The sequence below is a fragment of the Janibacter terrae genome, from assembly GCF_039636765.1.
Taxonomy (GTDB): Bacteria; Actinomycetota; Actinomycetes; order Actinomycetales; family Dermatophilaceae; genus Janibacter; species Janibacter terrae.
Window position 1 is genome coordinate 1881951 of the sequence record NZ_CP144167.1, and the last position, 14382, is coordinate 1896332.

13 protein-coding genes are annotated in these 14382 nt (G+C 71.8%); 5 read left to right on the forward strand and 8 right to left on the reverse strand.

Going from position 1 to position 14382, the window contains the following annotated elements:
* Window positions 1-3: 3 nt before the first annotated feature.
* Window positions 4-951: a YeiH family protein gene (locus V3C34_RS09195; RefSeq protein ID WP_346006830.1), complete on the reverse strand. Its 948-nt coding sequence runs from the start codon at window positions 949-951 to the stop codon at window positions 4-6.
* A 70-nt stretch (window positions 952-1021) separates the two neighbouring features.
* Here V3C34_RS09195 and V3C34_RS09200 point away from each other — a divergent pair, with 70 nt between their 5' ends.
* Window positions 1022-1945 (forward strand): LysR family transcriptional regulator, encoded by a 924-nt coding sequence (locus V3C34_RS09200; RefSeq protein ID WP_338538272.1) that lies wholly within the window; start codon window positions 1022-1024, stop codon window positions 1943-1945.
* On the opposite strand, the gene V3C34_RS09205 is transcribed toward V3C34_RS09200, so the two are convergent.
* A complete protein-coding gene (locus V3C34_RS09205) occupies window positions 1899-3098 on the reverse strand; it encodes a Fic family protein (RefSeq protein WP_346006831.1) in 1200 nt (399 codons plus the stop codon). The genes V3C34_RS09200 and V3C34_RS09205 overlap by 47 nt on opposite strands.
* Window positions 3099-3227: 129 nt before the next feature.
* Between V3C34_RS09205 and V3C34_RS09210 the strand changes: the two genes are divergently transcribed.
* Together V3C34_RS09210 and V3C34_RS09215 are read left to right on the forward strand one after the other, a co-directional pair.
* The gene (locus V3C34_RS09210; protein ID WP_346006832.1) at window positions 3228-5246 is read left to right on the forward strand and encodes an NADPH-dependent 2,4-dienoyl-CoA reductase; all 2019 of its coding nucleotides are present in this window, start codon (window positions 3228-3230) and stop codon (window positions 5244-5246) included.
* Window positions 5243-6094, forward strand: coding sequence for an SGNH/GDSL hydrolase family protein (locus V3C34_RS09215; protein ID WP_346006833.1), 852 nt, complete (start codon window positions 5243-5245; stop codon window positions 6092-6094). Before V3C34_RS09210 ends, V3C34_RS09215 begins: the two co-directional genes overlap by 4 nt.
* Here V3C34_RS09215 and V3C34_RS09220 read toward each other — a convergent pair.
* The gene (locus tag V3C34_RS09220; protein WP_338538268.1) at window positions 6079-6468 is read right to left on the reverse strand and encodes a nuclear transport factor 2 family protein; all 390 of its coding nucleotides are present in this window, start codon (window positions 6466-6468) and stop codon (window positions 6079-6081) included. The two genes, V3C34_RS09215 and V3C34_RS09220, sit on opposite strands and share 16 nt — an antisense overlap.
* Window positions 6469-6524: 56 nt before the next feature.
* Here V3C34_RS09220 and V3C34_RS09225 point away from each other — a divergent pair, with 56 nt between their 5' ends.
* A complete protein-coding gene (locus V3C34_RS09225; RefSeq protein WP_068324871.1) occupies window positions 6525-7079 on the forward strand; it encodes a PadR family transcriptional regulator in 555 nt (184 codons plus the stop codon).
* A gap of 4 nt (window positions 7080-7083) precedes the next feature.
* On the opposite strand, the gene V3C34_RS09230 is transcribed toward V3C34_RS09225, so the two are convergent.
* The 5 genes from V3C34_RS09230 to V3C34_RS09250 all read right to left on the reverse strand — a co-directional run bounded on the left by V3C34_RS09230 (window position 7084) and on the right by V3C34_RS09250 (window position 13769).
* Window positions 7084-8454 (reverse strand): SPFH domain-containing protein, encoded by a 1371-nt coding sequence (locus V3C34_RS09230; RefSeq protein WP_218005561.1) that lies wholly within the window; start codon window positions 8452-8454, stop codon window positions 7084-7086.
* The gene (locus V3C34_RS09235) at window positions 8451-10157 is read right to left on the reverse strand and encodes an SPFH domain-containing protein (protein ID WP_245634698.1); all 1707 of its coding nucleotides are present in this window, start codon (window positions 10155-10157) and stop codon (window positions 8451-8453) included. Before V3C34_RS09235 ends, V3C34_RS09230 begins: the two co-directional genes overlap by 4 nt.
* Window positions 10158-10277: 120 nt before the next feature.
* Window positions 10278-11444, reverse strand: a complete 1167-nt coding sequence (locus V3C34_RS09240) for an MFS transporter (protein WP_346006834.1) — start codon at window positions 11442-11444, stop codon at window positions 10278-10280.
* A gap of 20 nt (window positions 11445-11464) precedes the next feature.
* Window positions 11465-12970, reverse strand: a complete 1506-nt coding sequence (locus tag V3C34_RS09245; RefSeq protein WP_346006835.1) for an acetyl-CoA hydrolase/transferase family protein — start codon at window positions 12968-12970, stop codon at window positions 11465-11467.
* A gap of 22 nt (window positions 12971-12992) precedes the next feature.
* Window positions 12993-13769, reverse strand: a complete 777-nt coding sequence (locus V3C34_RS09250; RefSeq protein WP_068423102.1) for an NAD-dependent epimerase/dehydratase family protein — start codon at window positions 13767-13769, stop codon at window positions 12993-12995.
* A gap of 171 nt (window positions 13770-13940) precedes the next feature.
* Here V3C34_RS09250 and V3C34_RS09255 point away from each other — a divergent pair, with 171 nt between their 5' ends.
* A complete protein-coding gene (locus V3C34_RS09255; RefSeq protein WP_338538261.1) occupies window positions 13941-14342 on the forward strand; it encodes a four-helix bundle copper-binding protein in 402 nt (133 codons plus the stop codon).
* Window positions 14343-14382: the final 40 nt, after the last annotated feature.

Sequence of the window (14382 nt, forward strand, 5' to 3'; positions counted from 1 at the left end):
CGCTCAGGCGAGCACGACGACCAGGCACAACGAGGTCCCGGCCGCGAGGAGCGTCGAGATCGTCGCGAGGACCAGCGCCTGTGCCGGCAACGGCCACAGCTCGCGCACCCGGATGCCCAGGCCCAGGCCGTACATCCCACCAGCGAGCAGCAGGGTCGTCACGAGGCTGCCGGCACCGAGCACCGGTGCCGGCAGCCAGCCCGTGGAGCGCACCGCCACGGCCGCGGCGAAGGCCAGGACGAACCACGGGACGAGCGGGGCGGGGGTGCCCGTCGCCCCCTTCGCCAGCAGCGCGGAGATCGGTGCGAGGAGCGCGACGCGACCGAGCTTGACGGTCGTCGCGAGGGCCACGGCGGGCGCCCCGATGAGCGACCCGGCGGCCACCACCTGCGCCACCTCGTGGATGCTGGCGCCGGCCCAGATCGCTGCCTGGTGATCGGTCAGGCCGATGACCCCGGACGCCCACGGGACGAGGACGATCATGCCGGAGCCGAAGATCGTCACGAGGGCCACGGCCAGCGCTACGTAGCGCTCCCGGCCGCGCACGGTGTCCTCGATCGCGGCGATGGCGGCCGCGCCGCAGATCGAGAACCCCGCCGAGAGCAGCACGACGAACCCCTCGTCGAGACCCAGCCGGCGGCCCGCGGCGAGCGTCCCGCGGAAGGTCACCGCGACCGTGACCGCGATGACCGTCAGCCCGGCCGGCCCGATCGCGAGGACCTCGCCGACGGGCAGGCCCAGCCCGAGCCCGGCCACGCCCAGCCGGAGGAGCAGCCGCGTCGCCCGCGCGTGCTGGGCGACGACGGGCACCTCGGCGAGGCGGGAGTTGGCGACGAGCATCCCCGCCGCGAGCGCGAGCAGCAGCGGGCTGAGCAGGGGCACGAAGGGGGAGACCAGCATCGCCAGCGCAGCCGCCACGAGAGGCGGGAGGGCGGTCGGGGTCGTCGTCACCCTCGCAGCGTGCCGCGCGACGGCGCCTGCCGGTAGACCCCGATCCGGTCCCTGGTCATAGGCTGGGTCTATGGCTGATCCTCCCGACGTCGACATCGAGACCCTCCGGCTCGTCGTGGCCGTCGACGACACCGGCAGCCTGAGCGCGGCGGCCCGCCGGCGAGCTCTCAGCCAGCCGTCGGCGAGCGCACGCGTGCGGGCCTTCGAGGCGCGGTGGCAGCTGACCCTCCTCGAGCGCACGCCGCGCGGCTCGACCCTGACCACGGACGGCCGGGCCGTCGTCGCCTGGGCGCGGCAGGTGCTCCACGAGGTGGACACGATGCGCGCGGGCCTGGCCTCGCTCACCGGCAGCAGGCGCGGCGAGGTGCTGGTCGCGGCGAGCCTCACGGTCGCCGAGCACGTCCTGCCGCGGTGGCTCGGCGAGCTGCGGGAGCGCATGGAGGTCCACCCGCAGCTGCACGTCGTCAACAGCGACCGGGTCGTCGACATGGTCCGCACCCGGCTCGCCGACATCGGGTTCATCGAGACCACCGACCGCGCCTCTGGCCTCGACCACCGGGTCGTCGGTACCGACCGGCTCGTCGTCGTGGTCCACCCCGACCACCCGTGGGCCCGGCGGCGGACCCCCCTTCGTCCTGAGGTGCTCGCGCGGGCGGAGTGGGTCCTGCGGGAGGAGGGGAGCGGGAGCCGCAGCACCTTCGAGCGGGCCCTCGGCGTGACGCCGACGATCGCCCTCCAGGCCGGCTCGACCGCCGCACTCCTCGGGGCGGTCCGTGCCGACCTCGGCCCCGCGGTCGTCTCGGAGCGGGCGGTCGCCACCGAGGTGGACGCCGGCCACCTCGTCGTCGTCCCGACGACCCTCGACCTGGCGCGACCGCTGACCGCGGTATGGCGCAGGGGAGCCCGGATGAGCGCGGCGACGTCCGCGCTGCTCCAGGTGGCGCAGGTCAGCCCCGCCGGGCCCGCTCCGCGAAGGAGTCGAGCGCAGCCGTGACCTCCGTGGCCGCCCAGGTCACGTAGCGCTGACGGCCCGTGGCCCGGGTGACGATCCCGGCCTCGCGGAGCCGCACGATGACCTGGTCGGCAGCGGGTTGCGAGAGGCCGAGCTCGTGCTGGAGGAGCGCGGACGTGATGACGGGATGACCCAGCAGCAGGGGAAGTGCCCGCCAGATCGCGGCGTCGCGTCGCGCGCGGATGCGCTCGGTCCACCCGACGTGGATCTCGAGGAGCTCGCGCGCGAGCGCGCGACCGTTGCCGATCGCGGCGAACGTCGCCTCGGTGAAGCGGTCGATGATCGGGTCCACGTCGCCCTCCCGATAGGAGGAGAGCGCGTCGAAGTAGGCCTGCGTGTCGGCGAGCAGGCCGGCGGAGACGGGCACGGTCGCCCGCGTCGTGGCCCCCCCGCGTTGCAGCATCGCGTGCACCAGGGCGCGACCCACGCGGCCGTTGCCGTCGTTGAAGGGGTGGATGGTCTCGAACTGCGCGTGGGCGATCGCGCACTGGGGCAGCAAGGGGATGTCCGGACGGACGACGAAGTCGCACAGGTCCTCGAGCGCCTGCTCGACCCGGGTGTGGGCGGGCGCGACGAAGGAGGCGCCGTGGGGAGATGCGCTGGATCCGCCGATCCACACCTGCTCGGTGCGCCAACGACCGGGAGCGGCATGGGGCTGGTCGTGCATCAGGGCATCGTGGATGGCCAGCAGGGACTGCGGTGTGACGTCCTCGGCGAGCCGGACCGCGCGCCTCATCGCCTTGACGTTGGCGGCCACGAGCTGGGCATTGCTCCCGGCCGGCGCCAGGTCGAGCTCGGCCATGGCCAGTGCGCGCGCGCCCGCGGTCACGTGCTCGATCTGCGACGACGAGGCCGACTCGGTGCGCAGCAGGACGGCGGGCAGCGGCGCCAGCTCCGTGCCCGGCAGCATGGACGAGAGCTCGGCATCGAAGCGAGAGATCTCCCCACGGGCGTCGTCAGCGGCCGCGAGGGTCGCTGGGGAGATGGTCGGCTCGAGCCGGGCGATGCGGGCCGGGACGGCAGCCTCGTAGGTGGAGGAGATCCGGGCGCGCTGACCGCGGGAGAGGGGCCGCCCGGTGTCACGCTCCCACGGCAGTGTCTCCCACGAGACCTGTGTCGTCGCGCGCTGATCCATGCTGCATCCTTACATAAGTCAACGTAGCTGAGCCTATGTCAGCTGTGGCGCCGCAACCTCCTCAGGGGGTCGTGGTGGACGTCCACGCTATGGTTCACCTACTCAACAAGTTGACCAACGGAGTTCGTGATGACCCAGCCCTTCCCGCACCTCCTCGAGCCGATCACGATCGGCTCCACGACCCTGCGCAACCGCGTCATCATGGGCTCGATGCACGTCGGCCTCGAGGAGGCGCCGGACGGCTTCGAGCGGATGGCCGCCTTCTACGCCGAGCGGGCGAAGGGGGGAGCCGGCCTCATCGTCACCGGCGGCATCGCCCCGAACGAGGAGGGCCGGCCGGCGAAGGGGGGCGCGGTCATGATGAGCGCGCGGGACGTCGCCGACCACCGGGTCGTCACCGACGCCGTCCACGCCGAGGGTGGTCGGATCGCCATGCAGATCCTGCACTTCGGGCGCTACGCGTACCACGCCGACCTCGTCGCGCCCTCGCCGCTCCAGGCGCCGATCAGTCCCCACGTGCCGCACGAGCTCACCGACGCCGAGGTCGAGCAGACGATCGAGGACTACGTCCGCTGCGCGCTCCTCGCGCAGGAGGCCGGCTACGACGGCGTCGAGATCATGGGCTCCGAGGGGTACCTCATCAACGAGTTCATCGTGACGCGCACCAACCAGCGCACCGATCGCTGGGGCGGCCCGTACGAGCAGCGGATCCGCTTCCCCCTCGAGATCGTCCGGCGCGTCCGCGCGGCCGTGGGCGAGGACTTCCTCCTGGTCTACCGGCTGTCGATGCTCGACCTCGTGCCGGACGGCTCGACGCTCGAGGAAGTCGTCCACCTCGCCAAGGAGGTGGAGGCGGCCGGCGCCGACGTCATCAACACCGGCATCGGGTGGCACGAGGCGCGCGTCCCCACGATCGCCACGCAGGTGCCGCGTGCTGCGTGGGCCGGGGTGACCCGGCGGGTCATGGGCGAGGTCTCGATCCCGCTCGTCGCCACCAACCGGATCAACACCCCCGAGGTCGCCGAGCAGCTCCTCGCCGACGGCTTCGCCGACATGGTCTCCATGGCGCGGCCCTTCCTCGCGGACCCCGACTTCGTCACCAAGGCGGCGAAGGGGGAGCCGGAGTCGATCAACACGTGCATCGGCTGCAACCAGGCCTGCCTCGACCACACCTTCAGCGGCAGGATCACCTCCTGCCTGGTCAACCCGCGCGCCTGCCACGAGACCGAGCTCGTCATCGGACCCACGCGACTGGCCAAGCGCCTCGCCGTCGTCGGTGCCGGGCCGGCGGGGCTGGCCTTCGCGACGACCGCGGCCGAGCGCGGCCACCACGTCACCCTCTTCGACGCCGCCGACGACATCGGCGGCCAGCTCGACGTCGCCCGGCGCGTCCCGGGCAAGGAGGAGTTCGAGGAGACCCTGCGCTACTTCCGCCACCGCCTCGCCGAGACCGGCGTCGACGTCAAGCTCGGGGCCCGCGTCGAGGCCGACGACCTCACCGGGTACGACGAGGTCGCCATCGCCACCGGCGTCACCCCGCGCATCCCCGAGCTGCCGGGCGTGGACCACCCGAGCGTCGTCGGCTACCTCGACGTGCTGCGCGGCGTGGCCCCGGTGGGGGAGCGGGTCGCGATCCTCGGCGCCGGTGGCATCGGATTCGACGTCGCGGCCTTCGTCACCGACCCGGGTGACGACGCGAGCCTCGACATCGCGGCCTTCCAGCGGACCTGGGGCATCGACGGTGACCTCGCCGCTCGAGGTGGGCTCGTGCCCCCTTCGCACCGGGCGGCGCCTCGTGAGGTGACGCTGCTGCAGCGCAAGGCGAGCAAGGTCGGCGCCGGGCTCGGCAAGACCACCGGCTGGATCCACCGGGCCGAGCTCGCGCAGCGCGGCGTGACGATGCTGCCGGGCGTGGGTTACGAGCGCATCGACGACGACGGCCTGCACATCACGGTCGACGGACGGGCGCAGGTCCTCGCCGTCGACACGGTCGTCCTGTGCACCGGGCAGGAGCCCAACCGCGGCCTGCACGACGAGCTGAGCGCGCGAGGGGTCAGCGTCCACCTCATCGGCGGTGCCGACGTCGCCGCCGAGCTCGACGCCAAGCGCGCCATCGACCAGGGCACCCGGTTGGCGTCGGTGGTGTGACGCTGCGCTACGTCGCGATCGGCGACAGCCTCTCCGAGGGGGTCGGCGACGACCCGTGGCCCGACGGCGCCCTCCGCGGGTGGGCCGACCGCCTCGCGGAGCTGCTCGCCGACCACCACGGCGAGGTGGGCTACGCCAACCTCGCCGTGCGCGGGCTGCGGGCCCAGGAGGTGCTCGACACCCAGGTCGAGGCCGCGCTGGCGATGGAGCCGGACGTGCTGACGCTCACCGCCGGCATGAACGACCTGCTGCGCCCCCGTCTCGACGTCCCGGGCCTGCGGCGCGCCCTGGTGGGCATCGTGGCGCCCTTCACCGCGAAGGGGGTCCGGGTCGCCGTCGTCCCCATCCCCGACATCCGCGCGGTGAGCCCCGCCGGTCGGCTGATCGCTCGTCGGCGGGTGCAGCTCAACGCGATCTACCAGCACCTCGCCGACGAGCACGGCATGCAGCCGCCTGCGAGGACGGCGGGCACGATCTTCGAGGACCGGCGGGCGTGGGCCGACGACCGGCTGCACCTGTCGGCGCTCGGTCACGAGCGGCTCGCCCTGGGCGCCGCCCACGCGCTCGGGCTGCCGGTGGGGGAGACCTGGAGCCAGGTGCCCGACGGGGCACCACCGCGACGGAGCCTGCGCACCGAGACCGACTGGGCTCGGCGGCACGTCGGCCCGTGGCTCGGTCGGCGGCTCACCGGTCGCTCTTCGGGGGACGGGCGGGTGGCCAAGCGGCCGACGCTCACTCCCTTCGAGACGGTCGCCGAGCGACCTCCTCAGGGAGCGGAGCAGCTCGCTGAGCGACCTCCTCAGGGAGCGGAGCAGCTCGCCGAGCGACCTCCTCAGGGAGCGGAGTAGCTCGCTGCCGCCTGCTGGATCTGCGGGAACCGCTCGGCCATCCGCGCCGCGAGGGCCTGGGAGGCCTTGAGCGGGCGGGTCATGACCATGAACTCCACGACCTTGCCCTCCTCGTCGAAGGTGAGGAAGTCGCAGCCGGTGATCTCCAGGCCGTCGACCTTCGCCTCGAAGAGGTAGGCCTCCTCGCGACCGTCCTGCAGCTGGCGCACGTAGCGGAAGTCGTCGAAGACCTCGGCGACCGAGCGCAGGATGGCGTTGGTGATCGCCTTGCCCGGGTACGGGGTGTGCGCCACGGGGCTGCGGAAGACGACGTCGTCGGCGAGGAGCGCCTCGACGGCGTCCATGTCATGGGCTTCGATCGCGGTCCGGAACATGGGTCGAACCTACTCAACTAGATGAGTAACCGCCAGAGGCGAACTACGATCGGCTCATGGCCCTCCAGGACGCGATCCTCACCGCCCTCGCCCACGACGAGTCGTCCGGGTACGACCTGGCCAAGGCCTTCGACGTCTCGGTGGCCAACTACTGGACCGCCAGCCCGCAGCAGCTGTACCGGGAGCTGGACAAGCTCGAGCAGGCCGGCCTGGTGCGCGCGCGGACGGTCGCCCAGTCAAAGCGCCCGGACAAGCGGGTCTTCCGCCTGACCGCCGCCGGACGCGAGGCGCTGCGGGCCCACACCGTGCGCTCGCCCAAGCCGCTCGCCGTGCGCGACGAGCTGCTCGTCCAGGTCGCGGCCCTGGAGTCCGGCGACCCGGCGGCGATCCGCGGGCACGTGCTCGAGCGGCTGGCGGCCTTCGAGGCCAAGCTCGCCACCTATCGGCTCGTGCAGGAGCGCACGCTCGCGGGCCGCAGCGAGGAGGACTACCTCGCGACGAGCGAGCGCGTGGGGCAGTACCTGACGCTACTGCGGGGGATCAGCTTCGAGGAGGAAAACGTCGCGTGGGCTCGTCGGGTCCTCGCGGTGCTCGAGGCGCGCGCCGGCTGAGCGGTCAGCCCTGCGTCTGCTCCCGCAGCGCCCGGGCGGCGCGCTCGGCGACCTCGTCGAGCTGGGCGGGCTGGGACGCCCGGCGCGACCCGCGGCGCGGGGCGGTGTCACCGGACTGGATCTGCGGCAGCAGCTGCGCCATGAGCAGCGTCGACAGCGCGGAGGAGTCGCCGGCGCCGGCGTCGGTGTGCACGATGACCGGCCGCGGGGCGTCCTCGGCGAGGGTCGCGCCCACGTCGAGACGGCGCCGTGCGAGCTCGTAGCCGAGCACCGCACGGTTGTCGCGGTAGGCCGTGGCCAGCTGCTCCTGCGCCTTGGCCTCACCCTGCGCGGCGACGAGGTTGGTGCGGGCACGGGTCTCGATCTCGTAGCGGATCTTCTGCGCCTCGGTCTCGCGCTCCTCGAGCATCTGGGCGACGTCCTTGCGGGCCTCGTTGAGCGACGCCTGGACCTCGACGACCTTGGCGTCACGCACCTTCTTCGACCGCTCGATCTCGAGCAGGAGGGTGTCGATGCGACGCTTGCGCGTCAGCTCCCACTCCTTCTCGTACGCGACGAGCTCCTTGGCGACCCGCTCGCGGGTGGCGAGGTGCTCGCGGTACTGGTCGGGCAGCTGCACGTCGGGGATGTTGCAGCCCATGATCTGCACGCCGTAGCGGGTCAGCTGACGGTTGAGCAGGTCCTGCATGTCCTTGACGTCGCTGCCGCGCAGGTCGTACGCCTGCTCGGTGCGCACCTGGCGGCTGCGCTGCCGAATGGCGTCCTGGACCGAGTTGGACAGCACGAGGTCGAAGTTGCCCGCGCCGATCGTCTGCACGAAGCGGATGGCGTCGACGATGCGGAAGCGCAGGAAGAACTCGATCGACTTCAGCGGCACGTTCTCGTGCGTAGGGGAGCTGAGCACCGGTGCGGTGTAGGGGATCTCGGTGGTCACGTCGACGACGTAGGCGACCCGCGCCCACGGGTGCCAGAGGTAGTGCCGGCCGGGTGAGAGGCCGGGGCCGGAGATGGCGCCGAACTTCGTCAGCACCCCGACCGTGCCCTCCTCGATCTCGACGATCGAGCTGCGCCACCACCACAGCGCCGAGAGCAGGAAGGAGATGATCGCGACGAAGATCGCCAGCCCGCCGAGTGCCCCGTGGTCGGAGGCGGCGAGGAAGACCCCGCTGAGGAGCGCCCACAGGCCGAACCAGATGAGCGCGGTCCAGCGCATGCCGCGCTTGTCCTTGGGGATGACGACGGGGACGAGCGAGCCGGAGTCGCCGCCACGCAGGTAGCGCGCGACATCGCCCCACCCGGAGACGACCTCCTTGATCGAGCTCATGCCCTGACCGCGCGCGGCACGGACCGCCTGCTCCATCATCTGGTCACTCATCGCTGCTCACCCTCGGTCGCGTCGGTCTGGATCATCGTCTCGGTCACCGGTGGCGGCGGGGTGGAGGGGCGGATGCCGCCGCTGCTCACCTCGCCGAGCGTTTCGGTGACGCTCTCGTCGGTGACGGACTGGCGGATCTCGTCGAGCCGTTGCTCGCCCTCGGGATCGGTCTCTGCCTCCGTGGCCGGCAGGATCTCGACGTCCGTTTTCTCGGGGGCCTGCAGCAGGTCGACGATGTCGGCCTCGCGTGCGCTGATGCGGGCGGCGATGTCGCCCTGCCGCGCCCGGATGTCCTCCATGTCCTGGGCGGAGAAGAGCTGCGCGTCCTGGCCGCCCACGAGCTGGCGGGCGATCTGCAGGTAGTCCACGCCCTCGGACTCCTCGCCGATGCGCACGAGCTGCGGGAGGGAGCCGGAGACGCCCTCCATCTTGTCGAGCATGTCCTGCTGGTAGCGGTAGTCGAGGATCTCCGGCGCCAGCGCCGCGCTCAGCGCACGGATGTCGAGGGCCTGGGCCTCGAGCAGGGCCGCGTTGGCGTTGGCATCGGACTCCGACTCGACGAAGCGCTGGCGGGCGACCGCCTCGGCGCGGTTGGTCTCCCGCTCCAGCGCCGTGTCCATCTGCGCCTGGTAGCGGGCGATGTCGGCCTGGATGCCGGAGAGGTTCTCCTTGAGCGAGGCGAGGTCCTTGTTGAGGTCGCCCTCGTTCTGCTCCTTCTTCAGCCCCAGCTCGTAGTCGTACGTGTAGGCCTCCTTGGCGACGCGGATCATCTCCGGGGCCGCGAGGTCCATCCGGTACTCCTGCGCGGACGGCTCGGCGTGCGTGATGTTGGCCGTCGTCAGCTCGACCGCCGGGGCGAACTGCGCGTTGAGCTGGTCGAGCAGCCGCGCGGTGCTTTCACCGACGAGGTCGTAGATGCCGGAGGCCTCCTGCTCGTAGATGAGCGAGCGCGTCGTCTCGGAGATCGCGTTGTTGAGCTTGTCCTGGAAGCCCTGCACCGCGCCGAGGACGAAGACGAACTCGCGGGCGCTGACGATGCGGAACTGGAGGAAGAGGTCGACCGACGCCTGCACGCCGGACTTCGTCGGTGCCGAGCGGATCGGCGCGTTGAAGGGGTACTCGCGCGTGGTGTTGACGATGTAGGAGACGCGCTTCCACGGGTTCCACAGCGTCACCCGGCCGGGGCCGACTTCGGCCTCGACCTTGCCGAAGCGGCTGATGAGGGCGGTGCAGCCCTCCGGGACCATGACCATGCCCTGCCGCCACCACATGAAGGCGGCGACGGCGACCACGAGGACCCAGTAGTGCGGCCCGAAGACCGCCAGGCTCATCCCGTCGAAGGGCAGCAGGAAGATCGATCCGACGACGCCGACGATGACGAGCAGGATGACCGGCAGCATCGCCCGCAGGCGGCGGCCCTTGGGCATGACCATCGGGGTGATGACGTGCACGGGGCCGGTCACGCCCATCTCGTAGCGGCTGCGGCTGAGGGCCTCCGCAGCGTCGTCGAGCGGGACGTGGTCGGCGTTGATCCGCGTGCCGGCGGACCCCCCTTCGCCCCGGGCTGCGGGGAAGTCCCGCGCGTTGAGGTCGAAGCCGGCCCCCTGCGCCTGCTGCATCACCTGGTCGACCGCCCCGCCCATGCCGGTCGCGTCCGCGACCTGCCTGGCCCTGTCCATGAACTGCTGCGCTGGGTTGCTCACCCGTGCCCCTTCGTTCGTTCCCTGAGTTGGCCGCAGTCTCCCACAGGGGAGTTCGGCCGGACACGGGGAGAACTCCCCGTCAGCGCTGCACTCTCGTCCACCGCTGGCTGAGGAGGTCGCTCAGCGACCGTCTCGACGCCGCACCCGCACCAGGGCCAGCGGCAGGGTCAGCACGGCGAAGGCGGCGGTCACGAGGAGCGCGGCCGGGAAGCCGTACCCGACCGCGATCGCGCCGACGACGACGGACCCGAGGGCCGAGCCGAGGTCGAAGCCGACATTCCAGATCGAGCTGGCGAGGCCGATGTGCCGGCGCGTCACGGCGGCGAAGGAGATGACGAGCGTGAGGTTCTGCAGGGCCCCGTAGGCGCTGCCGAGCAGGAGGGCACCGACGAGCAGCAAGGGCACGGACTGGTCGTGGACCGCCCAGGCGATGCCGCCCATGCCGAGCACGGTCAGGAGGACGAAGGGGGCGAGGAACCGCTCGGCGCCGTGACGGTCGGCGAGGTCGCCGATGCGCCACCGGAAGATCGCGGCCATGAGCTCCATGAGGGCGAGCGCAGGGATGACGACCGCTGGGTCGCGGACCATCTGCGGGCCGAAGGTGAGCACCGCGCCGCCGGCGATGGTCACGCCGACGAGCAGGACCATCGGCCGCAGCAGGGTGAGCGCCACCCGCGGCGTGCTAGGGCCGGGCTCGCTGCCGACCGGGGCCTCGTGCGCGGGGAAGGCCTCGAGCACCCGCCCCAGGGCCAGCGCGGCGGGCACGCCGAGCAGCGGCACGGCCCCGACGGCGAAGACGACGCCGAAGTCGAGCGTCTCGGCCACCCAGGAGCCCAGGGGGAGGAGTACCACCTGGGGACCGGCGATGGACAGGCCGTACGCGCCGACGGCCTTGCCGCGGGTCTCGGGCGTGGAGAGCTCGGCGACGGCCGCGCTCCCGGCGACGGTGAGGATGCCGAACCCGACGCCGCGCACCGCGGACAGCGCGAGGACGGCGGCGAGCGCGTCACTGGCGATGAACCCCAGCGACGGCGCGCCGAGCAGCACGAGTCCGGCGGCGAGCACGGGACCCCAGCCGAAGCGCCGCAGCAGCGCGGGGACGGTGAACTGGGTGAGGACGGTGACGGTGAGGAGGACCCCGTTGACGAGACCGGCGCCCCCTTCGTCCGCGCCACCGTGCACGGCCCAGAGCGGGGCGACCGGCATGAGGACCGCGAAGCCGCTGAAGCCCAGGAAGGTCGCCATCAGCAGCGCGGGCATCCCCCGCGCGGTCCACACACTGCTCACTGGCAGCAGTGTCTCACCCTTCACATGCTGCCTGTCTCCAGGAACCGCTCGTGCCAGCTGAGCGCCTCACCCAGGAGGTGCGGGGTGTGCACGGCATCGGGCCGGGCCGCCTGGGCCCGCTCGAAGTAGTCGAGCAGCGCGGGCCGGAAGGCCGGGTCGGCGCAGTTGTTGATGATCCGCCCCGCCCGGTGCCGGGGGGAGAGCCCACGCAGGTCGGCCAGCCCGTGCTCGCTGACGATGACCTGGACGTCGTGCTCGGTGTGGTCGACGTGGCTGGCCATCGGGACGAACGCCGAGACCGTGCCCCCCTTCGCCGTGGACGGGGTGAGGAAGAAGTTGAGGAAGGCGTTGCGGGTGAAGTCGCCGCTGCCGCCGATGCCGTTCATGATCTTGCTGCCGGCGATGTGGGTGGAGTTGACGTTGCCGTAGATGTCGGCCTCGATCATCCCGTTCATCGCGATGACGCCGAGCCGCCGGACCAGCTCGGGGTGGTTGGAGATCTCCTCGCTGCGCAGCAGGATCCGCCCCTTGTAGCTGCTGATGTTGTCGAGGAACCGCTCCACCCCGACGTCCGAGAGCCCGAAGGACGTCGCCGACGCCGCGCGCACCGTGCCGCTGTCGAGCAGGTCGAGCAGCCCGTCCTGGAGCACCTCGGTGAAGGCGACGAGGTCGGTGAACTCGCTGCCGTCCAGCCCCGCGAGGACGGCGTTGGCGACATTGCCGACCCCCGACTGCAGCGGCAGGAGCGAAGGGGGCATCCGCCCGGCCTTCACCTCGGCACGCAGGAAGTCCACGACGTGGCCGGCGATGGCCTGCGAGGTCGCGTCCGGGGGGCTGAAGGGGGAGTTGCGGTCCGGACGGTCGGTCTCGACGACGGCGACGACCTTCGCCGGGTCGACCCGCAGGTAGGGGTCGCCGATGCGCTGCATCGGGTCGGTGAGCTGGATCGGGCGGCGGTCCGGCGGCAGGGCGGCCCCGTAGTAGACGTCGTGGAAGCCCTCGAACTCGCGCGGCTGCCAGTGGTTGACCTCGAGGATGACCCGGTCGGCCTGCTCCAGCCAGGTCTTGTTGTTGCCCACGGAGCTGCCCGGCACGAGCAGGCCGTTGGGCAGGATCGCGGTGACCTCGACGATGGCCACGTCGAGGTTGCCGTAGAACCCGAACCACATGTGCGGCGCGGAGTGGCTCAGGTGGGCATCGACGTAGTCGACCTCGCCGGAGTTGATCAGCTGGCGCATCGTCGGGTCGGAGTTGTACGGCAGCCGGCTCGCCACGCCCCGCGCCTCCGCGAGCACGCCGTCCGCGTCGGGTGCCGTCGAGGCCCCGGTCCACAGACCGACGCGGAAGTCCTCCCCGCGGGCGTGCGCCGCGACCATCCGGTCGTGCAGGGCCGTGGGCAGCGCCTTGGGGTACCCGGCCCCGGTGAAACCGCTCATCCCGATGTTGTCCCCGGGGCGGACGTGCTCCGCCGCGGCCTCGGCGGTGGTGACGCGGGTGCTCAGGACGGGGCAGGTGATGCGGCTCATGCGCTCATGATCTCAGCCGCGCTCACGACCCCTTCGGCCAGTCGTCGGCGACCGTCTGCCCGCCCTCGACCACCGGTTCGTCGGCAGGTGCCTCATCGGACCACGAGTCCTGCGGTCGGTAGCCCAGGTCGAGCATCGTGTTGGTCATCGACCAGCGGCGGTTGGGGTTGTCCGAGATGGCGTAGTAGACACCGTGCTCGACCTTCGCCTCGATCGCGCAGCGCACGACCTGCGCGGCGTCGTCCTCGCTGAGCCACATGGCGTGCAGGACGTCCTCGTCGACGAGGGTCGGGTCACCGGAGACCCAGCCGATGCGCAGCGCGATGAAGGACAGGCCGTGCTCGTCGAAGTAGTACCGGCCGAGCGTCTCGCCGAAGATCTTGGACACGCCGTACAGCGAGTCGGCGCGGGGGAGCGTGTCGGGGTAGACCGGCCACTGCTCCAGGCGGTCGTACATGCCCATCGCGTGGTTGGACGAGGCGAAGACGACCCGCCGCACCCCGGCGACGCGGGCGGCTTCCAGGACATTGCGGGTGCCGATGATGTTGGCCTCGAGCACCGCGTCCCACCCGGACTCCGGTGAGGCGGCGCCGGCGAGGTGGACGACCGTGTCGATGCCGTCCATGAGAGCGAGGACGGCGTCGTAGTCGCCGAGGTCACCCCCCAGGACGAGCGGGTGGGCGGAGGGGTCGGCCTCGAGCCCGTGCCCGATGAGCTCGTACCGGTCGCCCAGTCGCTGCGTGAGGACGGTGCCCACGTTGCCCGTCGAGCCGGTGATGAGGATGCGTCGCTTCGTCATGGTCCCCACTGTGGCACCAGTGGAACGGGGCGTGCTCGCGCTGCCGTGCTGCGCGTCACACCGCCGGTGAATGCATCCAGGTCGGGGGGGGGTAGTGCCCACCTGAGGCGACGTGGCACCGAGAGGCGCTGCCCGTGCGCTCCCTGCGTCGCACGAGGAGGACCGAGTCCCATGGCACACACGCAGATGCTCGAGGCCTACCCGAAGGACCTGGGCGGGATCGACAAGGACACGTGGGCAGACTGCATCGCCGCGTGCTTCGAGTGCGCGCAGGTCTGCACGGCGTGCGCCGATGCCTGCCTGAGCGAGGACATGGTCGCTGATCTGGCGACGTGCATCCGCACCGATCTCGACTGCGCGGATGTCTGCGCCGCCACCGGCAATGTGCTGTCGCGTCATACGGGGTACGACGCGAACCTCACCCGCGCCGTCCTCGAGGCGTGTGCAGCCGCGTGCAAGGCCTGCGGCGACGAGTGCGCTCAGCACGCGCAGATGCACGAGCACTGCAGGATCTGCGCCGAGGCGTGCCGTCGGTGCGAAGCAGCCTGCCGTGCTGTGATCGCCTCTCTCTGACCTGTACTGCCTGTCTCGTGACGCGCCCGAGCAGGCACGT